Source organism: Bacillota bacterium (assembly GCA_018818595.1).
Lineage (GTDB): Bacteria > Bacillota_I > Bacilli_A > Izemoplasmatales > Hujiaoplasmataceae > JAHIRM01.
This window is the reverse complement of record JAHIRM010000013.1, coordinates 20,829-44,005: the sequence shown is the minus strand read 5'-3', so window position 1 is coordinate 44,005 and position 23,177 is coordinate 20,829. Positions and strand designations below refer to the sequence as shown.

The following is a 23,177-nucleotide window of genomic DNA, read 5'->3' as shown; positions in this document are numbered from 1 at the left end:
GCAGGAATTAATCGATTTCTTTTAGGTCTTTTTAATTGTTTTTTCATTTATTTCGCGAACAATTCTATGCAAATACTTTATAGATGAAAACACATAATTTCGTTACTCAAAATAAACTTTTAAAGTCATTTCCGCTACTTTACTTAATGTTTGATAAATCGAGCAAAATTTAGCTCCTAATTCTGCACTTTTAATTAACTGAATTTCATTGCTAGGATTTTTTACGACCAACTTCACAAAAACTGTTTCAAGAGTAGCTACTTCTCCAGTTCTCTTGACTCCGCTAATTTCTACGTTTGCAGAATCAAACGAACATCTCTTTTTATCCGCGATGGATAAAAACGTCGCATAAAAACATGAGCCTAATGCCCCAAACAATAAATGATAGGGTTGCATTCCACCATCTTGATCTCCTAATATTACTTTTCCAGTTGGAGAAGACATCGTTCCTATAAACCCATCTTTCCATTCAATATAAATGTTATCAACTGCCAAAATAATCACCTCATCTTATCATTATACAAATAAATGCCATGTTTTTCCAGCAAGATGAAAATATATTAACAATTCTCTCTTATCTTAAAAAGATAATGCCCTATCTATTTAACCTTGATTCTGGCAAATAGGGGTTTATTTGTAAGCGCTTTAGTGTTATAATTTAAAGTAGATGATATCTTTATTTTTTTTGGACAAAAAAGAATAAAAGAATAAAATTGCATACAATGTAGAGGAGAATTCATATGAGCAATCCGTTTAAAGGAAGAAGTTTTTTAACATTACTTGATTTTTCAAACCAAGAAATCACAGATTTACTTAATCTTTCCTTAAAATTAAAAAACGAAAAAAAATCTGGGAAAGAATCAAAACCACTTTTAGGAAAAAATGTCGTTTTACTTTTCGAGAAAGATTCAACAAGAACCAGATGCGCTTTTGAAGTTGGCGCTTATGATTTAGGAATGAATGTAACTTATTTAGGACCTACTGGCTCTCAAATGGGGAAAAAGGAAAGTATTAAAGATACCGCAAGAGTATTAGGAAGAATGTACGATGGCATTGAGTATCGAGGCTATAAACAAGAAACAGTAGAAATTTTAGCCGCATATTCTGGAGTCCCTGTTTGGAATGGCCTTACCGATAAATATCATCCTACCCAAATTCTAGCTGATTTTCTTACCATACAAGAACATTTTGGTCATTTAGAAAATATAAAATTCGCTTATTTTGGCGACGCTAGAAACAATATGGGAAATTCATTAATGATTGGGTCTGCTATCATGGGACTAGATTTTAGAGCTGTGGCCCCAAAAGATTTATGGCCTAATGAAACATTAGTTCATACCTGCAAGGAACTTGCTTTGATTTCTGGGGGATCTATCACTTTAACGGAAGATCCTATACAAGGAAGCAATGATTGCGATGTCATCTATACGGATGTTTGGGTATCAATGGGAGAACCTGAAGATGTTTGGGCACAAAGAATTAAAGAATTAATGCCTTATCAAGTGAACGAAACCATTATGAAAAATGCAAATCCAAATGCCATTTTTATGCATTGTTTGCCTGCTTTTCATAATTTAGATACTTTAGTTGGAAAAGATATTTACCAAAAATTTGGTATATCAAGCCTTGAAGTAAATGAAGCCATATTCGAGTCCAAACAATCAGTAGTGTTTGATGAAGCAGAAAACAGACTTCATACCATAAAAGCTGTCATGTACGCTAGCTTAGGAGAAAACATATGAAAAAAATAGTTGTTGCTTTGGGAGGAAATGCTTTAGGAAATAGTCCAGAAGAGCAAATTGAAAAAGTAAAACATGCTGTTAAACCCATTGTTGATCTAATTAAAAAAGGTCATGAAGTTATTATCGCTCATGGAAACGGACCTCAAGTAGGAATGATTAATTTAGCATTTGAAACTGGAGCTATGCTTGATAACAAAAATCCTTTAATGCCTTTTCCAGAATGTGGAGCAATGAGCCAAGGCTATATCGGGTATCATTTACAAAATGCTTTACAAATCGAGTTTTTAGAACAAGGAATGACTCAAAAAGTTGCAACCATCATCACTCAAGTTGAAGTTGATCCAAATGATGAAGCCTTTCAACATCCCTCAAAACCAATCGGTTCTTTTTATTCTAAAGAAAAAGCAGATTTTTTAGAGACAACTAGAGGTTACATTATGAAAGAGGACGCAAATAGAGGATATCGAAGAGTTGTCCCTTCACCAAAGCCAGTAAATATATTAGAAATTGATATAATAAAGACATTAGTTGAAGCAAATCATACCGTTATCACTGTAGGTGGTGGCGGTATACCTGTAATATTGAAAAATAACCATTACATTGGCGTTCCTGCCGTAATTGATAAAGACTTTGCAAGTGCAAAATTAGCTGATATGCTAAACGCTGATATGTTGATTATTTTAACTGCTGTCAATAAAGTGAAATTAAATTTTAATAAATCCAATCAAATCGATTTGGATCAAATAAGTGTTTTAGAATTAGAAAAACATATATTAGAAGGCCACTTTTTAAAAGGAAGCATGCTACCAAAAGTGGAAGCTGCATTAGCCTTTGTGAAAGGAAATGAAAATCGAATTGCCATCATCGCTTCTTTAGAAGAAGCTGCATTGGCTGTCGAAGGACAAGCTGGCACAACAATAAGAGCATAGGAGGAATATCGATGAGAAACGAACTAGTAAAAGTTGTTATTTGGGGTTTTGGAGCCATGGGTTCTGGAATGGCTAAAATGATTAGTATAAAAACCGGATTTGACATCGTTGGTGTTTGTGACAGTTATGAATTGTATCTTGGAAAAAGCATTTATGACATCTTAAAGATTAACAATCCTCAATCCCACGATGTTTATGTAAGAGACGATATTGAAGCGATTATAAAAGAGCAAAATCCAGATATCGTGTTACTTGCTACAGATTCTTTTTCCAAAAAAGCCTATCCAAAAATCAAGTTACTGATTGAAAATGGATGTAATATTATTTCTACCGCTGAAGAAATGGCTTATCCATACGCAAGTGAACCAGACATTTCTAAATTAATGAATGAATTAGCAAAAAAACATAGAGTTACCGTTTTAGGGACAGGAGTAAACCCAGGAATGATGATGGATCTTCTTGCCATCACTCTAACTGGAGTGATGACAGAAGTAAAAGATATGAACATTTCAAGAGTCAATAGTCTATCTCCCTTTGGAAAAACAGTGATGGAAGAACAAGGTGTCGGTTTTACATTGAAAGATTTTCAAGATAAAAGCTTGCACAATGAGATTGCAGGGCATGTAGGGTTTAAAGAATCAAGTAATATGATTGCCCACGCTTTAGGGCTATCTGTTAATAAATTTTCACAAACGATGAATCCTATCATTACTCAAGTTGATCGTAAATCTTCATATGGATTCGCCAAAAAAGGAGATGTTTGTGGAGTTGATATGCAAAGCATTATTCAATTAAGCAATCATACAACCATTCACATGCATCATCCTCAACAAATTGAGCCACATCTTGCTGGAGTAAAAACTGGTGATTATATCACTATACATGGAACTCCTGAAATCAATATGTCTATAACCCCAGAAGTTGATGGAGGAATTGGTACAATTGCAATTTGTGTTAATATGATTCCTCATGTTTTGAATTCAAAACCAGGATTAAAAACGATGATTGATTTACCTGTTCCACGAGCTATCATGGGTGATGTACGGCTATTAATTGATGAGGAGTGAATGTATGATACCTTCTAATACCTGGGTCCAAATTCATAAAATAATTCTACCCTCAAGTCAAAGGCTTAAAACTCTTCCAAGCGAAACATGCACTGTTCCTCTTGAATTATGGGTGAAAGGTTTTCTGCTTCAAGACGCAGAATTATTTGATGTCGTTAAAATTAGAACGATTACAAATCGAATAGAAACAGGAACTCTTCTTAAAGCAAATCCGAGTTATATGCATAATTACGGTGAATTTGTTCCCGAAATTCTTCAAATAGATCGCATTATAAAAAATGCGCTTTTTGGTGGTGAAGCTCATGAATAATTCTTTGGATTATGCTTTAGTTCTATCTAGAAAAAATGCTATTATGAAGACTTCTGTTGGAATTAATTATGATAAATATGAAACAGGTTCAATTGGTTTTGATTATGAAAGATTAATGAAAGAAACTGGTTATTCCATAGAAGAAATTCAAAAAATTCAATATGCAAATGGCGTGGGAAAAACGCCTTTAAAAGAATGCAAAAACATTACTTCTTTAGTCAGAAAAGTCTCTATTGCTGGAAATGGTGCTAGAATTTTCATAAAAGATGAAGCTTTAAATGATTCTGGAAGTTTTAAAGCTAGAAGAGCTTCTATCGCATGTTATCACGCTAAGAAAAACGGTTATAAAGGCGTTATTGCGGCTACTTCAGGAAATTACGGTGCCGCAGTGGCCTCTCAAGCAGCAAAATACGGATTAAAATGTATCATTGTGCAAGAATGTTTTGATTCATTAGGTATTGGTCAACCTGAAATCATCGAAAAAGCAAGAGCTTGTGAAGCATATGGTGCTGAAGTGATTCAACTGACTGTAGGCCCTGAACTTTTTTATGTATTTCTTAAATTATTGGAAGAAACAAACTATTTTAACGCTTCTTTGTATACGCCTTATGGCGTTTCTGGAATTGAAACCTTAGGATTAGAACTTATATCAGATTGTCTTTCTTTAACAGGAAAACTTCCCGATATGGTGGTCGTTACTAACGCTGGAGGAGGAAATTTAACTGGCACTGCAAGAGGAATATTAAAAGCAACTTCTTCTCCAATTCAAATAGTTGGAGCCAGCGTGAATCTGAAAGGGCTTCATATGGCAAGTGACACGGATTTTAATAAAAAATCCTTTACGACAGGTCACACAGGTTTTGGAATTCCTTTTATGATGAATCCAGACAGAAGTGACGTTCCGCGATCAGCGGCTAGACCTCTTCGTTATATTGATCGTTACGTTTCGATTTCTCAAGGAGAAGTTTTCTTTATGACTGAAATGTTAACAATTCTAGAAGGAATTGAACGCGGTCCTGCTGGTAACACCTCTTTAGCTGCTGCTTTTTCACTAGCAAAAGAATTAAAAGAAGATCAAATTATCATTGTACAAGAAACTGAATATACAGGTGCAGGAAAGCATCATCAAGCTCAACTGGCTTTCGCAAGACAAAATGGAATTCAAATTCTTTTCGGAAACCCAAAAGATGAAATTCCAGGAAAAACAATCGTTTTACCAAAAGCGGTTGATTTAATTCAAACACAAGAAATTGATTTAACGAAAATTAAAGAATCTTATATTAAAAATGCTATAAAGGACATTTCGAGTCTTACTTACAATGATTTAGAATTTCTTGTTTTAGAAACAAATGAATCAATCGATTTTGTAAAAACACAACTCAAAAAACACGGAGTTACTTTGGAGGGATCAATTTGAATAAGGGAAATCCTAGAATGGATGATTTTGAAACAAGAAGATCTCATTTACAAACATTAAATGATGAAGAATTAAAACAACTTTTTTGGAGTTTAGCTAACAAAGCGGTGTCTCCTTTAATTGATTTAGCAAAATCACATACTTCTCCTGCCATTGAACGATCTATTTTACTTAGAATGGGATTTTCAAGCATTGAAGCTAAAGTAATCGTTGAAAAAGTAATGGATCATCATTTAATAGGCAAAGGTGCAGGCCATGTTGTATATCGTTATTCCACATTTTACAAAGTTTCGATTCGAGAAGCTGGTCTTTCTCTAATGAAAGATCAAGGTTTTGAATCTATTATAAACAGTTTTGGGGTGAAAGAATGATAAACCCTAATGAACATTTAAATATTGAAGAAATCCTAAAAGATTTAGATCAATATGTTCCTAAAAGAAAAGGCTGGACTTGGAGAACTTTAGAAAACAATCTTGAAATGAATCACCATCATTACAGTGATGTTTCTACTCCTTTAACCCAATATGTTCCTCTTCCCGCTGCTAAATATTTTAATCAAATCGATCCACAACCCATTCAAGTAATCACAACTGAAATTGCATCTGGAAGATTTGAAGATGACATTAGAAGAATGAGAATGGCCGCATGGCATGGGGCAGACCACATTATGGTCATACGTACTGCTGGTCAATCCCATTTTGATGGGCTCATTGAGGGTACCCCTCAAGGAGTTGGTGGAGTTCCTATTTCCAGAAAACAAATAAGGGCTCAACGAAAAGCACTTGATTTAATTGAAGACGAAGTCGGAAGACCTATTAATTTTCATTCCTATGTATCGGGAGTTGCCGGACCAGATATCGCAGTAATGTTCGCTGAAGAAGGCGTGAATGGAGCTCATCAAGATCCACAATACAATGTATTATATCGAAACATTAACATGATTCGATCTTTTGTGGATGCTGCAGAATCTAAAAAAATTATGGCTTATGAAAATATCTTACAAATTGATGGAGCTCATAACGCAAATGCAACCGCTATGGAAGCATGGAAAATAATGCCTGAGCTTCTTGTTCAACACGCAATCAATAGTTTGTTTTCTGAAAAATCAGGTATGAATAATAACTACATTGCATTATCAACCGTACCTCCATCTGCTTCTCCTGAACCAGATTTGAAAATTAATTTACCTTACGCAGTTGCCCTTAGAGATTTTTTTAGCCGATATAAATTTCGAGCTCAAATGAACACAAAATATATGGAATCATCTACTCGGGACGCTACAGTAACTCATGTATTAAATATGATGATTTCTAAGTTGACTTCAGCTGACATTCAATCCACTATTACTCCTGATGAAGGAAGAAATGTTCCTTGGCATATGTACAATGTTGAAGCTTGTGATACTGCAAAACAAGCATTAATTGGAATGGATGGTTTGCTGGAATTAGTAGAAGTTAAAAAAGATGGTTTCATGAAAGAAAAAGTAAGAGAAATTAAAGAACGAGCTATCCTTTTCTTTGAAGAACTCCTTGAAGTTGGCGGATATTTTGCTTCTGTTGAAAAAGGCTTTTTTATTGACTCGGGAAATTATCCTGAACGAAACGGAGATGGCATCTCAAGAAAAATTAATGGTGGTATCAGTTCCAATTCAGTTTTTGAACGAGATTTAGATTATTTTGCACCTGTTCCAGCTCATTTTGGATACAACAATGTGAAGCAATATGGATTAAAAGAATCCGATAACCCTTCTATCTTAATTGGTGGATCTACTTTTGAAGATCGTTCTAAAATTCAATATATCGACGAACTTGACTCTGAAGATAATGTATATCTTCGTATGAAAGAAAACGAGAAATACCGTAATTCTTCTCTTATAAAACCTGAAGTACAATGGTTAGCCGATGGCGTAATTGTGGTTGATTTAACTTTACCTACATCTGTTATTTATGCGGAAGCTGCAGCCATTGAAATAGGCAAAAAAATGAATTTAAAAAACATAGAAGTAATCCATAAAGAAGTTCTTCATCCCATTGAAGGAACAAGAATTCAAATAAAAGGAAAAATTGATTTTGATATCGATTTGTCCACACTTGAACTAGCAAAAATTCCAGATCTTTTAAGTGATACTGAAATAAGAGAATATCTTGAATCTCATCCAATGACCATCGTTGCTGGAACCGTTGGAGAAGATGAACACTCAGTTGGATTAAGAGAGATTATTGACATCAAACACGGTGGAATTGAAAAATATGGATTTACATGTGAGTACTTAGGAACTTCTGTCCCTATTTCAAAATTAGTTGATGCTGCAATCGAATTAAATGCAGATGCCATACTTATGTCTACTATCATTTCTCATGATGAAATTCACTATAAAAACATGAAAAAAACGCATGAATACGCCATAGAAAAAGGCATAAGAAATAAACTTATTCTTCTAGCTGGAGGAACTCAAGTTACTCCAGAACTTGCAAGGATTCAAGGAGTAGACGAAGGCTTTGGTCGAGGAACAAAAGGCAAAGATGTTGCTTCTTTTCTCGTAAAAAAACACAAGGAATTACATAAAAATGAAAATTGATGTCCTTGTCGCAGAAATTGGATCAACGACGACAATTGTAAGTGCATTTGATCATATTTCTTCTAATAATCCTATATTTCTTGGACAAGGCTTTGCTCCTACAACAGTAAAACAAGGTGACGTCACCATCGGGTTACATCAAGCAATAGATGATTTAAAACACTCTATGAACGTTGACGATTTAGAAGCAATCGAATCGTTTGCGTGTTCAAGTGCTGCTGGCGGTTTGAAAATGAGCGTTCATGGATTAGTATATGATATGACTGTAAAAGCCGCAAAAGAAGCCTGTTTAGGAGCTGGGGCTAATCTGAAATTGATTACTGCCGGCTTAATAGATGTATATCAATTAGCTCTTATTAGAGACTTGAAATTAAATATTATTATGATTGCAGGCGGAGTAGATTATGGTGAAAGCGATACTGCCTTAGAAAACGCAAAAAAAATAGCTAGTCTTCATCTGAATATTCCAGTCATTTACGCAGGAAATATCCAAAATCACGATGCAATTAAAGCTGTTTTCAAAAAAGAAAATCAATTAGATTATTTAACCATATCTCAAAATGTCTACCCAAAAATAGATGTACTTCAAGTTGAGGAAGCAAGAAAAATTATTCAATCCGTTTTTGAAAAACATATTATAAACGCTCCTGGTATGGAAAAAGTAAGAGATACGATTAACCAAAATATTATTCCTACTCCTGGCGCTGTAATGGAAGCCTCCATTCTTTTACAAAAAGAAATAGGAGATTTAGTTACCATCGATATTGGAGGAGCGACTTCTGATATTCATTCTGTGACTTCAGGGCTTGAAGAAAATCAAAAAAAATTGATTTCTCCTGAACCTTTTGCCAAAAGAACGGTTGAAGGAGATTTAGGTGTCTACGTAAATAAAGACAATATTATTGAAATGATTGGAAGAAATGAATTAGCAAAAGAATTAAATTTAGATACTATTTCGCTTAACAAACTTCTTTCAAACTATCTTCCCATTCCCTCTTTTCAACAAATTCCCTTAGTACGTCGTTTGACATTAGAAGCTTTAAATAGAGCTATCGAAAGACATGCAGGGCACTACATCCATTTATATGGTGCAAGTGGGAAAACAACGCTAACAGAAGGCAAAGACTTAAGTGCCGTAAAAACCATTATTGGAACTGGCGGAGCTTTAACTAAAATAACTGGTGGTAAAACGATTATTTTTGATTCTTTAAATAAAAAATCTGATCTATTATTAAAACCAAACAAAGAAACTACTATTTTACTGGACACGCTTTACATAATGGGCGCTTGCGGAGTGTTAGCAAAAAAATATCCCGAAGCTGCACGGATTCTTTTATTAAATAGTCTTAAATAAGAGGTGATTAGATGTATCCAAGAATTATAATCAATTTATCAAAACTAAGCCATAACGCTAGTGAAATAAATAAACTTTGTCAAGAAAACAATATTTCTTGCATGGCAGTTGTAAAAGCTTTTGCTGGTAATCTTGAAATTGTATCATCCCTACTCAGTCAAGGTTTTTCCTATCTTGCTGACTCTAGAATTCAAAACTTACAAAAATTTCAACATTTGCCAATTCAAAAAGTATTATTAAGACTTCCAATGAACGACAATATCAGTAAAGTGATAAAATACGCCGATATTTCTTTAAATTCAGAACTTAAAATTATCCAAAAATTAAATACCGAAGCCGCAAAACAAAAGAAAATACATCAAATTATTTTAATGTTTGATCTTGGAGATTTAAGAGAAGGAATTTTCTATTTGGATTCCTATTTACCAATTGTCGAAAAAATTCTTACACTAGAAAATATAAAATTATTGGGAATTGGGACAAACTTGACTTGCTATGGCGGCATTCTTCCTAAACAAGAAAACCTAAAAGAACTCGTTATCATAAAAGAAAACATTGAATCCACTTTTCATATTCATTTAGACTTGATTTCAGGTGGAAATTCTTCCATTGTATACCTATTTAATCAAAATCAGATTCCTAAAGAAATCAATAACGTAAGAATTGGAGAAGCTTTTCTAATGGGCAGGGAAACTGCTTATGGAAATAGAATTCCAAATTTTTACTACGATGTATTTCAACTAGAAGCCAAAATAATTGAATGCAAAGTTAAACCTAGTTTTCCTATCGGTGAAATTGGATTAAATTCATTTGGTGAAGTTCCTCAAATTGAAGATAAGGGATTGATGAAACGTGCTTTACTAGCCATTGGAAAACAAGATGTTATCCTTTCAAATTTGTTTCCACAAGATAAAGGAATCCAAATTGTTGGAGGTAGCAGTGATCACTTAATTTTGGATGTAACAGGAACATCTTATAAAGTTGGAGATATTATTCTATTTGATATTAATTATCCAAGTCTTGTCCATTTAATGAACTCATCTTACGTAAAAAAAGTCATTATAAAATAAAAAAACTGTCACTTTTGTGACAGTTCTACACTTTTGCTTTTATTTGATTTCGAATATGAATAACGGTATTAATTTTCTTTACTTCAAACTCTTCCATTTTTTCAAAGAAAGCCAGTGGTTTTAGATTATCTCCATAATTTCTAGGATGAAATCCAGGGAACTTTTTTTGGAGCAATTGAGCAATTAAGCTCCAATATGCCCATCCATCATCTTCCATATTATCAATAATGATATTCTTTAATTCTTGCTTTATACGATTAAGTGGTGTAATGGAACTTTCTAATTTATTTAAGATTGGTTTTGAAACTGGTTTTTTGACTGGTTTGATTCCTTCTTCTTTCTTTTCTTCGATAACTGCTGGCTTGTTAGAAGCTAACATTTTATCAAGATATGCAAACGTTTCGCAGGAGTTGACAAGTGAAATTGGTGTTTTACTTTCACCCATTCCAAATACAAACATGTTGTCTTCTCGAAGTCTAGTAACTAATTTTGTAAAATCACTATCACTTGAAACGATGCAAAAACAATTTACTTTTCCTGTATACAATATATCCATCGCATCAATTATTAACGTAAAATCAGATGCGTTTTTCCCAGCAGTATATGCATATTGTTGCACAGGAGTTAATCCAAATTCACTTATTCTTACTTTCCATGGATTTAATTGCGGAGTAGTCCAATCTCCATAAACTCTCCTGTAATTAATTTTTCCGTATTTATTTGCTTCATCTACTATAATTTCTATATAAGCAGGAGAAATATTTTCAGCATCAATCAGTAATGCAATACTTTTGTTTTCAATATCCATAGAAACACCTCTTTTGACCTTATTATAACATTCACACTAATAAATGAGAAGTTGTAATTCAAAATAATATATTTTTCTTAAATTCGCTGTATGACAATAAAATTTTCAAAAAGGAGCTAAAAATGATTTATCACAAAAAATTACAAGAATGGGTAAATGAAATTAAGGATCTGTGTACACCCGTCAAAGTTGTTTGGTGGAATGGAACCAAAGCAGAGTACGATTCTTTGCTTGAAGAAATGGCATTTCTTGGAAAAGCCATACGTTTAAATCAACAAAAGCGACCTGGGTGTTATTTGTTTCGAAGCGATCCTTCAGATGTAGCTAGAGTTGAAAATAGAACCTTTATTTCAACAATGCTTGAAAGAGATGCTGGCCCCACAAATAATTGGGTTTCTCCTTTGGTTTTAAAGCCAAAAATGTTGAAACTTTTTGATGGTTCTATGAAGGGTAGAACCATGTACGTTATTCCTTTTTCAATGGGTCCAATCGGTTCTAAATTTTCTAAAATCGGTGTTGAAATATCCGATAGTCCCTATGTCACCGTCAACATGCACATTATGACAAGAACAGGAATAAACGTACTTGAAGTTTTGGGAGAAGACGGAGAATTTGTTAAGTGTCTTCATTCAGTTGGATATCCTTTAAACAAAGGTCAAGTTGATTTACCATGGCCATCTGCTCCTATTGAAAACAAATATATTTCTCATTTCCCAGAAGACAACATGATTTGGGCATACGGTTCAGGCTATGGTGGAAATGCATTATTAGGAAAAAAATGTTTTGCATTAAGAATTGCTAGTCATCAAGCAAGAAACGAAGGCTGGCTTGCTGAACATATGTTGATTTTAAAATTAACGTCTCCACAAAACGAAATCAAATATATTACAGGTGCTTTTCCAAGCGCTTGTGGAAAAACAAATTTAGCGATGATTTTGCCTTCGATTCCTGGATGGAAAGCAGAGACACTAGGCGACGACATTGCTTGGTTACGCTTCCAAGAAGATGGTTATTTACATGCCATTAATCCAGAAGCGGGATTTTTCGGGGTCGCACACGGCACTTCTTACAAAACAAATCCCAATGCCATGAAAACCATTCTAACCGATACTATATTTACCAATGTTGCTTTGACAGATGATGGAGACATTTGGTGGGAAGGAATGACAAAAGAGATCCCATCGCATTTAATTGATTGGGAGGGAAATGACTGGTACAGAGGTTCAGGCAAGAAAGCCGCACATGCCAATTCAAGATTTACAGCACCCATCAAAAACTGCCCTGTCGTCGCTTCAAACTGGGAAGACCCATTAGGTGTTCCAATTAGTGCTATATTATTTGGTGGAAGACGTCCTTCTACTATTCCTTTAATTCATGAAAGTTTTGATTTTAACCACGGAGTATTTTTAGGTTCTATCATGGGTTCAGAAATCACTGCCGCAACCATTTCTGATAACATTGGAAAAGTAAGAAGAGATCCTTTCGCAATGCTTCCATTTATCGGTTATAATATTTCCGATTACGTCAATCATTGGTTAGATATGGGTAAAAAATCAACGAAAGAAAAATTACCTAAAATATTCTATATCAACTGGTTTAGAAAAAATAAACAAGGTGAATATTTGTGGCCAGGCTTTGGTGATAATATTAGAGTTTTAAAATGGGTTTTCGAAAGAACAAACAATAAGGATAATGTGATAATCTCTAGAATTGGCTATTTACCGAAACTTAATGATTTAGATTTAGAGGGATTAGATATCTCACAAGATAAACTTGATGAACTGTTTTCAATTAAAGAAAGTGAATGGATTGATGAAATTAAATCCATAGAAGATTTTTATAAATTATATGGAAATGATCTTCCAAAAGAACTAAGATTGCAACTAGATGCACTGGAAGAAAGAATGTCAATTTCTAAAAAAAATACCGCATAAATTATGCGGTTTTTTTATTCTTTTACTTGAAATAATACAGGCTTTTTTAATAAATATAATTCAATATTTTGTAGAATAAGATTAGTAATTCGAGTGCGCATATATGGACTTGAAGATGCGTTATGAGGAGTAATAAATGTGTTATCAAGTGTCCACAAAGGATGGCTTTTTGGTAAAGGTTCTGGTATTGTTACATCTAATCCTGCTCCTCTAATTTTTTTGTTAATAAGTACTTCTGTTAAGGCATCTTGATCCACTATTTTTCCTCTTGCAACATTTATTAACAAAGCATTTTCCTTCATCAAGGATAATGTTTTACTATTAATTAAATTGATTGTATTTTTGGTAAGAGGTAACGCAATGACAACGTAATCACTATTTTTTAAAACATATTCAAGCCCTGTTTCTCCTGAATATATTTCATCAAAGTATTGAACAAGTGCATCTTTTCTTCGATAACCAATTACCTTTGTTTCAAAGGATTTTAATCTTTTTGCTATTTCTTTACCAATTGAACCAGTTCCTAAAATTCCAACAACTGAGTTAGTTAATTCCGGTATATTTTTGATTGGATTCCATGATCCCGTTTTCATTTCTTCTAAAAAAAATGGAACTTTGCGATTAAGAACTAAAATTTTTGTGATGACATCTTCAGCAATTGATTTTGAAAAAATATCGCTTGCGTTTGTCACAATTACTTCTTTATTTTGTAATATTGAAAAATCAAAATTATCGTATCCGGCCATTAACAATTGAATCCATTTTAAATTTTTGTATCTATTAATATCTTCTTTTATAAAGAAATCTGGCATGACAATTAACACTTCAGATTCAAAGCTATTTTCGGTTTCGCTTGAAATTTGAATTTGAGGAAATCTATTTACGATAAATTCATAATTATCTTTTCCAATGATTCTAGGATCTATGTATATCTTCATCGCACTCTTTCCTTTCTGAAATATTACTTTTTCATTATATCATTTCTTAGCATAAATAGAATAGAAAATAATTAATTATACCCTATTTTTATAGTCATTACTTAATATTTTTTAGTGATATTTGCACTTGTTTTTTTAGATTGATTTTTGATGCATTTCGCTTTCATTATCTAAGGTCATTATGTTATAATAAAGCATTATCTATGGTTTGATGATTTGGGTTTCTTTAATTTGGTTATTTATTAATAAATATATAAATAAAAATGAAAAATTAGGAGGAATTTATGAAGTATGTAGCTACATTTATCGTGTTATTTGTCATTTATTTATTCTTGGCAGGCTTTACAATTAGTGAAGTCATACTGGGGAGTATTGTGAGTGCAACTTTAACTTTGATTTTGGTCAAATTTGTTAATTACAAAATTGATATTTATTTTCCAATCAAATTATTAAAGTTTATATTTATCTATCTCCCTGTTTTTGTTTGGAAACTTATACTGGCTAATTTTGACATTGCAAGAAGAGTACTAAGTCCCAAAATACCTTTAAATCCTGGAATTGTTCGAATTAAAACGGATTTAAAAGGCGATTTCGGCAAGCTCACTCTAGCAAATTCAATCACTTTAACGCCCGGAACCTTATCAATTGATATTGATGAAGACTACTTATATGTCCACACTGTAGATGTAAAAGGAAAAAGCGAAGAAGAAAACAGAAATCAAATAAGTCAACCTTTCGAAAAAATATTAGGAGGGATCTTCAAATGATAGACATCATCGTTTTTTCTTTATTAGGAATAGGTTTGTTATTTACTGTAATCCGGTTCATAAAGGGTCCAACACTAAGCGATAAAGTCGTTTCTTTGGATACATTTAACATGATTATTATTGGGGTAATTGCTATGTTAGCTCTTGTCTTTAAAGATAATCTGTATTTAGATGTCGTAATTATTTATTCTATTTTGTCATTCTTAGAAACAGTCGTGTTCGCAAGATACGTGGAGGGTAAAAATAATGGAAATAATTAGTTATATTTTCTTAGTAATTGGTGGAATCTTCTTCTTTCTTGGAGGACTAGGAATTTTAAGAATGCCTGATACGTTCAATCGAATTCAAGCTGGTACAAAAGCAACGACATTAGGTTCGTTTTCCATTTTAATCGGAGTTGCATTTGCAAACCCATCTTGGACATTTAAAATAATTATTATTATCGTGTTTATTGCCATTTCAAATCCAATTGGATCTAGTGCAATTGTAAAGGCAACCTATAAAGCCAAAAATATTCCAACTAATTTAGTTCAAGATGATTTAGCAAATAGGGGTGATGTAAATGATACTAATTGATTATGTGATGCTCGCTTTATCCATTTTGTTAGTGTTGATTGCCTTCTTAGCAATCAACACTAAAAAACTGATCAAAAGCGTTATTTTTCTTTCAGCATTAAGCATGTTAAGTGTTGTAGCTTTTGTTATTCTAAAAGCTCCTGATGTCGGTTTGACAGAAGCTGTTATCGGATCTGGATTAGTTACAAGTTTATTTATATTTACTTTACTTTCAACTAAGAAGGAGGAAACGAAATGAAAAATTTCTTAGCTCTCCTACTTACAATTGGTCTTGGAGTATTAATCATTTTATCTTTAAGCAATAATGATTACTTTCCTAAGTTCGGTGAAGTAGATTTAAATGATCGAGTTTCAAGCGAATACATCGTAAAAGGTTCTTCAGAAGATATTATCTTTGGCGAAACTGTAGACCCTGAAAGTGGTCCTGCAAATATCGTTACTTCCATCGTAGCTGATTATCGTAGTTTTGATACGCTAGGCGAAGTAACCGTCTTGTTTATAAGCGCTTTAGGCGTAGCCTTATTACTTGGAAGTGGCTCCAAACAAAAACGACTTGAACTCCATTTCAAACCCAACTTTATGTTGCGAGTGGGTTCAAGAGCTTTATTTGCAATTATATTAATGACTGGAGTATATATTACTCTTCATGGTCATTTAACTCCTGGTGGAGGATTCCCTGGAGGAGCAATGATTGCAAGTTCCATGCTTTTATTGTATTTAGCGGATGACCAATTTAGAGCAAAAATCAGAGGATTTAAAATTCTTGAAAGTGTTGCGGGAAGTTTATATGTCGTTTTAGGATTATTAGGCCTATTACTAGCAACTTATTTCTTAGAAAACTTCTTACCAAATGGTACGGTTGGTGAACTACTTAGTTCCGGAATCATTCCAATTGTTTATGTTTTAATTGGATTAAAAGTTGGAAGCGAAATTTCTGGAGTTATCGATAATTTTCTTACAGAGGAGGAAGTATTATGATACAATACGCTGCTATTTTATTAATCGTTTTAGGTCTTTATGGATTATTAACAAATCGTAACGTTATTAAAATAATCATTTCTCTTAATGTTTTAGAAATTGGATTAAATATTTTTATTATCAGTATTGGTTTTGTTTACGATGGAGTTGCTCCAATTATTACAAGTACACATGGCTCTAGTGCATTAATCTATGTAGATCCACTTCCTCAAGCTTTAGTGTTAACTGCTATCGTGATTGGCGTTGGAACAACCGCTTTAGGTCTTGCAATTGCCAAAAATATTCATTCAAAATATCATACATTTAATATAGATGAAGTGGAGGAATCCTAATGAGTGCAATTCTTTTAATCGCTATTCCTTTATTAGCGGCTTTCCTTTCGATTTTATCTAAAAAACTTGCTCCCTTCATTTTAATCGTTGTTTCAGTAGTAAATGTTATTCTTTTATTCCTTGTACCTGAAGGAATCGTTATCATTGGAGGATTTAGCTTTCCTTATGGTATAAATTTATTATTTGATACCTACTCAAAACTAGCTTTAATTCTTGTTAATACTTTATTTTTGATTGTAGTAGTATTAAACATTTCTGAATTTAAAAAATTCAGCACCGTCTTGCTTGTTTCTCTAGCTGGACTTAACGGATTGTTATTAACTGGAGATTTATTTAACTTATTTGTTTTTCTTGAAATAGCAGGAATCTCCGCTTACTTAATTACAACTTCAAATAAAAAACCACTAGCTACTTTTAATTATTTAGTAATTGGTGCAGTTGGAAGCAGTTTATATTTGTTTGGATTAATCATTTTATATAGTATGTTTGGAACGTTAAACTTAATGGATATGATAAATCAAATCCAAACAACAGACGTTGCTTATTCCAATCTAATTTTACCTTTCTTCTTAATGATTGTAGGCCTTGGTGTTGAAGCGAAAATATTGCCTTTTAACGCATGGGTTAAAGGAATATTAAAACACTCTAATACTTTAAGTGGTCCAATGATTGCTAGCGTTTATGCAGCAACTATGACTCTTGTATTTGGCAGACTTATCAATAATCTATTTATGTTAGAAGGTAAATTACTCACTGTAGTTGTTGTAATTTTAGTCGCTGGTATCTTTATAGGAGAAGCAATGGCTTATTCTTCTTCGAAAGCAAGAGAGATTTTATTGTTCAGTAGTATCTCGCAAGCAAGTATTGCAATTTTGCTGTTTGTAAATGGAATCGTTCTTTGGGCGGTTTATTTGATTATTGCAAATGCTTTAAGCAAGGCTGTTTTATTTCTTGTAATTAATAAAGCCACAAAAGAGACAAATGATGATGATGTAAATGCTTTACAAGGATTATTTTCTAAAAATATCCTTGTAGGAATTGTCTTTACAATCGCTTCTCTTAGTGTTTTAGGCTTACCTTTATTTGTAGGCTTTATCATTAAATTGAATTTTTTAACTGAACTAGTAGTAGCTGATAAATTAATTATTGTTGCGATCATCTTAGTATCAAGCATCATTGAAGGTGTCTACTTTGTTAAACTACTTGTCAAATTGTGGTTTAAAGGTGACAATGAAATTAACGTAAATTATTCTCTTTCATATAAACTTGTATTTATCATTATTGCAAGTTTAATGATTGTTTTTGGAACTTATACTTCTCCTCTTCATTCTCTAGATAATGGTATTGATACGGTTCAAAGCGAAATAGAGGTGATTTATAATGGCTAGTATTGAATTCTTAATATTATTTTTAGTTATATCTAGTTTGGTGTCGTATTTTTTAACAAAAATTAATACGTTTGTTGGCTCAGTTCTAACGATTTTCGCTACGATGTTTGTTTTTATTTCTTTAGTAACTTATGGATTTGATTTATCACTTAGTACCAATGTAGCCTTGATCCCTGGACTTTCCTTTCAATTAACTTATTTAGGAATTTATTTTGCGATTATTATTGCCTTTGTGTATTTGATGGTGTCTTTCTTTCATCCTTATTTTATCGATAAATTCAAATACAAAGGTGCTTATAATTTTTTATTCTTATTTAGCTTAGCTGGCGTATTAGGAGTGTTTTTTGCAGATAACTTTTTAGAACTGTTCTTCTTCTTTGAGCTAATTGTATGGACAACGATGTTTTTAATTCCTATGGGAAAAAGCAAATCTGCAGCTGTGACTTATTATGGATTTAGTGCAGCTGGAAGTTTTGCTATGTTATTTGGAATTTTCATTATGTATACACAAGTCGGCTCCTTTAATATTGATGCAGGTCTTGCGAGTTTGAGCGGAACAAATGCAGTAATTGTTTTTGTTTCATTCTTGGTCGGAGCTTTTGCAAAACTAGGTGCTTTTCCTTTACACATATGGTTACCAATTGCACACGGAAACGCTCCACATCCTTTTTCTCCGGTATTGTCAGGTGCATTAGTTAAATTAGGAGCTTTTGTAGGAGTTCTTGCACTTGTGAGAATTTCACCTGCTTCTTCTATTATTTCTGCAATTCAGTTACCGGTTGCTCATTATATTATTGCATTACTTGGTAGTGTTTCAATTGTTTTTGGAACTTTAATGGCCATTAAAGAAGATGATGCAAAAAAATTGTTAGCTTATTCATCTATGAGCCATGGTGGTTACATATTAGTTGCTTTTAGTTTATTAGATTCTGTTGCTTTTGCTGGAGGCTTTTATCATATTTTAGCTCATGCGTTAGCTAGTGCTGGAGGCTTTATGGCTATTGCAGCTGTAGCAAGAAATACAGGTACAACTAAGATGAGTGAAATGGGTGGAATTATTCACAAAATGCCAATCACATACATCGTTTACTTAGTCGCAATTATTTCCATGGCTGGTATTCCTCCAATGGGTGGATTTATCAGTAAATGGTTAATTTTCCAAGCAGTGATTGATAAAGGATTAATTTTCGTTGCCATTGCGGTATTCTTCGGAAGTATTGGTTCTTTCCTTTATGTATTTAGGCCGCTTGCTGCTTTGTTCTTAGGACAAGAGTTACCAAGATACAAAGGCAAAGTAAAAGAAGCTCCCATTTTAATGCTAATTCCAATGGTGATTGTTACACTCTTAAATATTTATACCGGTGTTTTCCCAAATGGTATATTAAGTTTTATCAATAACATCATATCTGAATTAGGTTATGCACCTATTGTTCTTTCCGGATTTGAAATCGCTGGATACAACGGTGTTTTACAGCCGGCTCTTATCGCAGGAGTATTTGCTTTTGGAGTAGGAGTTGCCTTTATTATTTTTATTGTATTAAAAAAATCAAAAAAAGTTGGATTAATGGATACCTATACCGCTGGTAATTTTATCCATACGGAAGACTTACTACATTACAGTACTGATTTTTATGCTCCTTTAGAAAGATTGTATGAAAAATATACAACGAAAATGCAAGACTTTTATGATTCGCTTGCTAATAAAGTAAAGGAAATAGGAAGACTCGGCAAATATATTTTTATGTCGAAGTTTGTGGAAACAACCATTCTTTGGATTGTCGCAATTATCGTCTTCTTACTTTGGGGTGAACTATTATGATTGTACGTATATTAGTCGGATTTGGCATTGCCTTTTTTGGATTCGTTCTACAAACGAGTGTTGCTGGTGTTAACCGAAAAATAGTCGGTCGACTTCAAAAACGATATGGTCCAAGATGGTATCAAGAATTTTTAGATATCTTTAAATTGTTAAGCAAAAGAAGTGTTAGCCATGGCTGGATATTTGATTTTGGTGTCATTATGGCGTTAGGTGGAATCATAGGAACGGCAATGTTCATGCCACTTACCAATTCTATATCTGCTTTTGGTGCCTATGGATATGATAATTTCTTCATCTTCGTTTACCTTTTAGCTGTTGGTATGTTAGGTATGGCTATGAGCGCAAGCGGAAGTGGAAATCCATTTGCAAGTATTGGTGTTATGAGAGCTTTAACGACCATGTTAGCTTATGAAGTTCCTTTCATGATTATTGTATTAACCATCATAAAATTAACGGGAACAAGTTCTCTAACTCAAATTGGTTTATTTCAACAATTAGCTGAAAACAATTGGTTTATCATTGCACTGCCACTTGGTGGAATCGTAGCAATCTTAAGCCTAATGGGTATGCTAGGAAAAAAACCATTTGAGACTTACATAGCCCCGGCAGAAATTGCTTCTGGTCCAATGGTAGAGTATGGTGGAAAACAACTAGGAATGCTATTCATAATGCATGAAATAACTGTTTTCATTGAAGTCAGTTTATTTGTACATTTATTCTTAGGAGGAGCTTCTAATATCTTTGTATTCTTAATTAAATATTTCCTTGTATATACAACAGTTAACTTGATTTCTAATGTGAATGGACGTTTTAAAATTGATCAAGTCGTTAAATTTTTCTATAAATGGCCATTGTTAATGGCTATTACACAAGCAATTTTAGCTATTTATGTTGGGTGGGTGATTTAAATGAAAAGTACTAAATTTACACCAGCAAGAAGATTATCTAAAGAAGAAATCGACCGAAAATGGTGGGAAATTGGGGATTATTTCAGAAGAAATTCATTATGGATGTTAATGTATTGTACTGGTTGTTGCGCAATTGAACTTCCTCCCGCTATGACAAGCGCATACGATATGGAACGTCTTGGAATGGGCCCAATGGCAACTCCAAGACAAGCTGATATTTTGCTTGTTTCCGGATACTTATCTTTAAAAACATTAAGAAGACTTATTTATACTTACGAACAAATGAGTGAACCAAAATATGTAGTTGGTTTAGGAAGTTGTCCAATCAATGGAGGAATTTATCACGATTCACACGCCGTTATCAATCAATTAGATCAATACATTCCTGTTGATACTTATGTTGCAGGATGTATGCCTAATACAGAATCCGTCATGAATGGTTTTGTTGATTTGATGGAACAAATCAAAAACAAAACAGCAACTGGTTGGATTCGTTACAGAGATAATTATGCTTGGTACAAAAAGAATCAACTTGATTCATTGGGGGAGGTAGAAGTTCATGACGAATTCCATGAGTAATGTTGAATATCTACAAGACCTTGTTTCAAAAAACTTTCATATTATAACTCAAGAAGTAATTAGTCCTTATCAAGTAAGTTTTGTAGTTGAAAGAAATGAAGTACATCTATTATTATCAGCTCTTAAAAGCGCTGGATGGATTCAAATGTCCTATTTAAGTGCTGTTGATTGGCCTGAAGAAAATAAATTTGAATTAGTATACATTTTAATGAATTGGGATAAAGCCGTTCATGTGCAAATTCGAACTAATATTGATAGAGAAAATCCAACAATGGATTCCATCATTCCCATTTTCCCCGGAGCCAAATATTATGAGCGTGAATGCCATGAATTCTTTGGAATTAAATTTCCTGGCAATCCAGATTACCATAAACAACTCATTTTAGAAATGTGGGACGATATTCCCCCTCTTCGAAAAGATTTTGACCCAAAAGCCTATAGTGACAGAAAATTTCCAAAAAGAGAGTACACAGAAAATTTTGTAGTAACAAATGGAGCTTTAAGCAAACAAGCAAAAAGACTTAGCCGTGAAGTTCGGGCAGAATCTTTAAAAGGAGGTAAAAAATAATGGAAAGTATGAAATTATTTTTGGGACCTCAACATCCTGGAATGCATGGAAATGCTTCTGTTCATTTGTACGTTGATGGAGATATTATCAAAAGATCCTATTTGCTTCCTGGAATGCTTCATCGAGGATTTGAAAAAGGAATGGAAAGACATACTTGGGTAAACAATATCAGTTTAATCCCTCGAGTCTGCGTCGTAGAACCAGACATTAACGAGATGGCTTTTGCCATGGGAACCGAAAAATTACTTGGTATTGAAGTCCCTGAAAGAGCTCATTGGATTCGAATGATTATGTTAGAGCTAGCAAGACTTAGTATTCATTTAATGAGTTATGGTGGACTTGGAGGTCCTTCAGGAAATTATACCTTGATGTATCATGCTCACGCCGACCGAAATTCAATCTTAGATATTTTCGAACAAATATCAGGTCATCGCGTTTATCATCAATATATTGTACCTGGTGGAGTGAGAAAAGATTTGCCTAAAGGCATTGAAAAAGATATTCATGCTTTTATTGATAGCCTTGAATCTAGATATGAAGAATATCGTGATTTAGGGATTGAAAATGCTTCAATTGTTCCTCGTATAAAAGATACAATTATGTTGCCTGAAAATGTTGTTTGGGAATTAGGCGTTACAGGAATTGGTATGCGTTCAGCAGTTGATAAACCTTATGATATCCGAAAAGTGATGCCTTATGCTCGATATGATCAAGTTGAATTTGAAGTTCCCACTTCTTCTTACAGCGATGCTAGAGCTCGAATTGATATCAAATTAAAAGAAATATTACAATCTATTTCCATTCTAAGACAATGTCTTAAAAAAATGCCAGAAGGCCCTGTAAGAGTTCCACTATCAAGAGGACAATCGATGCGTTGGACCGTTCCTAAAGGATATGTCTATAGTGTCGTTGAATCAAGTCGTGGAGAATTTGGATACTTTATGGTTTCCAATGGAGGAACGAATCCATACCGCGTGGGTGTAAGAGGAGCTAGCTACCCTCAAGGGTTGCTAGGAATCGAAAAATACATGCCAGGCACCAGGATTGATGATGCGGCTTTATGGGTAGACACCATGGGAGTTTGCTCCCCTGAGATTGATCGATAGGAGAATATT

25 protein-coding genes are annotated in these 23,177 nt (G+C 33.4%); 22 read left to right on the top strand and 3 right to left on the bottom strand.

Annotation, left to right across the window (positions count from 1 at the left end):
* Positions 1-102: 102 nt before the first annotated feature.
* Positions 103-495: an OsmC family protein gene (locus KJ971_02885; GenBank protein MBU1144789.1), complete on the bottom strand. Its 393-nt coding sequence runs from the start codon at positions 493-495 to the stop codon at positions 103-105.
* Between the two features lie 245 nt (positions 496-740).
* Here KJ971_02885 and argF point away from each other — a divergent pair, with 245 nt between their 5' ends.
* The 9 genes from argF to KJ971_02840 are packed head-to-tail and all read left to right on the top strand — an operon-like array spanning position 741 to position 10,467.
* Positions 741-1,742: an ornithine carbamoyltransferase gene (gene argF, locus KJ971_02880; GenBank protein MBU1144788.1), complete on the top strand. Its 1,002-nt coding sequence runs from the start codon at positions 741-743 to the stop codon at positions 1,740-1,742.
* A complete protein-coding gene (arcC, locus tag KJ971_02875; GenBank protein MBU1144787.1) occupies positions 1,739-2,671 on the top strand; it encodes a carbamate kinase in 933 nt (310 codons plus the stop codon). Before argF ends, arcC begins: the two co-directional genes overlap by 4 nt.
* Before the next feature lie 11 nt (positions 2,672-2,682).
* On the top strand, positions 2,683-3,738 hold the full coding sequence (locus KJ971_02870; GenBank protein MBU1144786.1) for a hypothetical protein: 1,056 nt from the start codon (positions 2,683-2,685) through the stop codon (positions 3,736-3,738).
* A 4-nt stretch (positions 3,739-3,742) separates the two neighbouring features.
* A complete protein-coding gene (locus tag KJ971_02865) occupies positions 3,743-4,048 on the top strand; it encodes a 2-amino-4-ketopentanoate thiolase (GenBank protein MBU1144785.1) in 306 nt (101 codons plus the stop codon).
* The gene (locus KJ971_02860; GenBank protein ID MBU1144784.1) at positions 4,041-5,465 is read left to right on the top strand and encodes a PLP-dependent lyase/thiolase; all 1,425 of its coding nucleotides are present in this window, start codon (positions 4,041-4,043) and stop codon (positions 5,463-5,465) included. The genes KJ971_02865 and KJ971_02860 overlap by 8 nt, the downstream gene beginning before the upstream one ends.
* Positions 5,466-5,482: 17 nt before the next feature.
* Positions 5,483-5,836: an ornithine aminomutase subunit alpha gene (locus KJ971_02855; GenBank protein ID MBU1144783.1), complete on the top strand. Its 354-nt coding sequence runs from the start codon at positions 5,483-5,485 to the stop codon at positions 5,834-5,836.
* Complete coding sequence (locus KJ971_02850; protein ID MBU1144782.1) at positions 5,833-8,043, top strand: cobalamin-dependent protein; 2,211 nt, start codon at positions 5,833-5,835, stop codon at positions 8,041-8,043. The genes KJ971_02855 and KJ971_02850 overlap by 4 nt, the downstream gene beginning before the upstream one ends.
* Complete coding sequence (locus KJ971_02845) at positions 8,033-9,397, top strand: glutamate mutase L (protein MBU1144781.1); 1,365 nt, start codon at positions 8,033-8,035, stop codon at positions 9,395-9,397. Before KJ971_02850 ends, KJ971_02845 begins: the two co-directional genes overlap by 11 nt.
* A gap of 11 nt (positions 9,398-9,408) precedes the next feature.
* Complete coding sequence (locus tag KJ971_02840; GenBank protein MBU1144780.1) at positions 9,409-10,467, top strand: alanine/ornithine racemase family PLP-dependent enzyme; 1,059 nt, start codon at positions 9,409-9,411, stop codon at positions 10,465-10,467.
* A 25-nt stretch (positions 10,468-10,492) separates the two neighbouring features.
* Here KJ971_02840 and KJ971_02835 read toward each other — a convergent pair whose 3' ends face one another.
* Complete coding sequence (locus tag KJ971_02835) at positions 10,493-11,275, bottom strand: NYN domain-containing protein (GenBank protein ID MBU1144779.1); 783 nt, start codon at positions 11,273-11,275, stop codon at positions 10,493-10,495.
* Between the two features lie 122 nt (positions 11,276-11,397).
* Between KJ971_02835 and KJ971_02830 the strand changes: the two genes are divergently transcribed.
* Positions 11,398-13,209 carry a phosphoenolpyruvate carboxykinase (GTP) gene (locus KJ971_02830; GenBank protein MBU1144778.1) on the top strand — a complete coding sequence of 604 codons (1,812 nt, stop codon included), beginning with the start codon at positions 11,398-11,400 and terminating at the stop codon, positions 13,207-13,209.
* 14 nt (positions 13,210-13,223) lie between these two features.
* Here KJ971_02830 and KJ971_02825 read toward each other — a convergent pair whose 3' ends face one another.
* The gene (locus tag KJ971_02825) at positions 13,224-14,147 is read right to left on the bottom strand and encodes a D-2-hydroxyacid dehydrogenase (protein ID MBU1144777.1); all 924 of its coding nucleotides are present in this window, start codon (positions 14,145-14,147) and stop codon (positions 13,224-13,226) included.
* A 284-nt stretch (positions 14,148-14,431) separates the two neighbouring features.
* Here KJ971_02825 and KJ971_02820 point away from each other — a divergent pair, with 284 nt between their 5' ends.
* Genes KJ971_02820 through KJ971_02765 form a run of 12 tightly spaced genes read left to right on the top strand, consistent with a single transcriptional unit; the run spans position 14,432 to position 23,168 of the window.
* Positions 14,432-14,914: a Na+/H+ antiporter subunit E gene (locus tag KJ971_02820; protein MBU1144776.1), complete on the top strand. Its 483-nt coding sequence runs from the start codon at positions 14,432-14,434 to the stop codon at positions 14,912-14,914.
* On the top strand, positions 14,911-15,174 hold the full coding sequence (locus KJ971_02815; protein ID MBU1144775.1) for a cation:proton antiporter: 264 nt from the start codon (positions 14,911-14,913) through the stop codon (positions 15,172-15,174). The genes KJ971_02820 and KJ971_02815 overlap by 4 nt, the downstream gene beginning before the upstream one ends.
* Complete coding sequence (gene mnhG, locus KJ971_02810) at positions 15,161-15,490, top strand: monovalent cation/H(+) antiporter subunit G (protein ID MBU1144774.1); 330 nt, start codon at positions 15,161-15,163, stop codon at positions 15,488-15,490. Before KJ971_02815 ends, mnhG begins: the two co-directional genes overlap by 14 nt.
* The gene (locus KJ971_02805) at positions 15,477-15,728 is read left to right on the top strand and encodes a DUF4040 domain-containing protein (GenBank protein ID MBU1144773.1); all 252 of its coding nucleotides are present in this window, start codon (positions 15,477-15,479) and stop codon (positions 15,726-15,728) included. Before mnhG ends, KJ971_02805 begins: the two co-directional genes overlap by 14 nt.
* Positions 15,725-16,468: a Na(+)/H(+) antiporter subunit B gene (locus KJ971_02800; protein MBU1144772.1), complete on the top strand. Its 744-nt coding sequence runs from the start codon at positions 15,725-15,727 to the stop codon at positions 16,466-16,468. Before KJ971_02805 ends, KJ971_02800 begins: the two co-directional genes overlap by 4 nt.
* Complete coding sequence (locus KJ971_02795; protein MBU1144771.1) at positions 16,465-16,800, top strand: cation:proton antiporter subunit C; 336 nt, start codon at positions 16,465-16,467, stop codon at positions 16,798-16,800. The genes KJ971_02800 and KJ971_02795 overlap by 4 nt, the downstream gene beginning before the upstream one ends.
* Positions 16,800-18,188 (top strand): NADH-ubiquinone oxidoreductase, encoded by a 1,389-nt coding sequence (locus tag KJ971_02790; protein MBU1144770.1) that lies wholly within the window; start codon positions 16,800-16,802, stop codon positions 18,186-18,188. Before KJ971_02795 ends, KJ971_02790 begins: the two co-directional genes overlap by 1 nt.
* Entirely contained in the window at positions 18,181-20,007 is a 1,827-nt protein-coding gene (locus KJ971_02785; protein MBU1144769.1) for an NADH-quinone oxidoreductase subunit M, read from the top strand. Before KJ971_02790 ends, KJ971_02785 begins: the two co-directional genes overlap by 8 nt.
* Positions 20,004-20,915, top strand: coding sequence for an NADH-quinone oxidoreductase subunit H (locus KJ971_02780; GenBank protein ID MBU1144768.1), 912 nt, complete (start codon positions 20,004-20,006; stop codon positions 20,913-20,915). Before KJ971_02785 ends, KJ971_02780 begins: the two co-directional genes overlap by 4 nt.
* Positions 20,916-21,494, top strand: coding sequence for an NADH-quinone oxidoreductase subunit NuoB (gene nuoB, locus KJ971_02775; protein ID MBU1144767.1), 579 nt, complete (start codon positions 20,916-20,918; stop codon positions 21,492-21,494).
* A complete protein-coding gene (locus tag KJ971_02770; GenBank protein ID MBU1144766.1) occupies positions 21,475-22,062 on the top strand; it encodes an NADH-quinone oxidoreductase subunit C in 588 nt (195 codons plus the stop codon). Before nuoB ends, KJ971_02770 begins: the two co-directional genes overlap by 20 nt.
* The gene (locus KJ971_02765; GenBank protein MBU1144765.1) at positions 22,062-23,168 is read left to right on the top strand and encodes an NADH-quinone oxidoreductase subunit D; all 1,107 of its coding nucleotides are present in this window, start codon (positions 22,062-22,064) and stop codon (positions 23,166-23,168) included. The genes KJ971_02770 and KJ971_02765 overlap by 1 nt, the downstream gene beginning before the upstream one ends.
* Positions 23,169-23,177 lie beyond the last annotated feature (9 nt).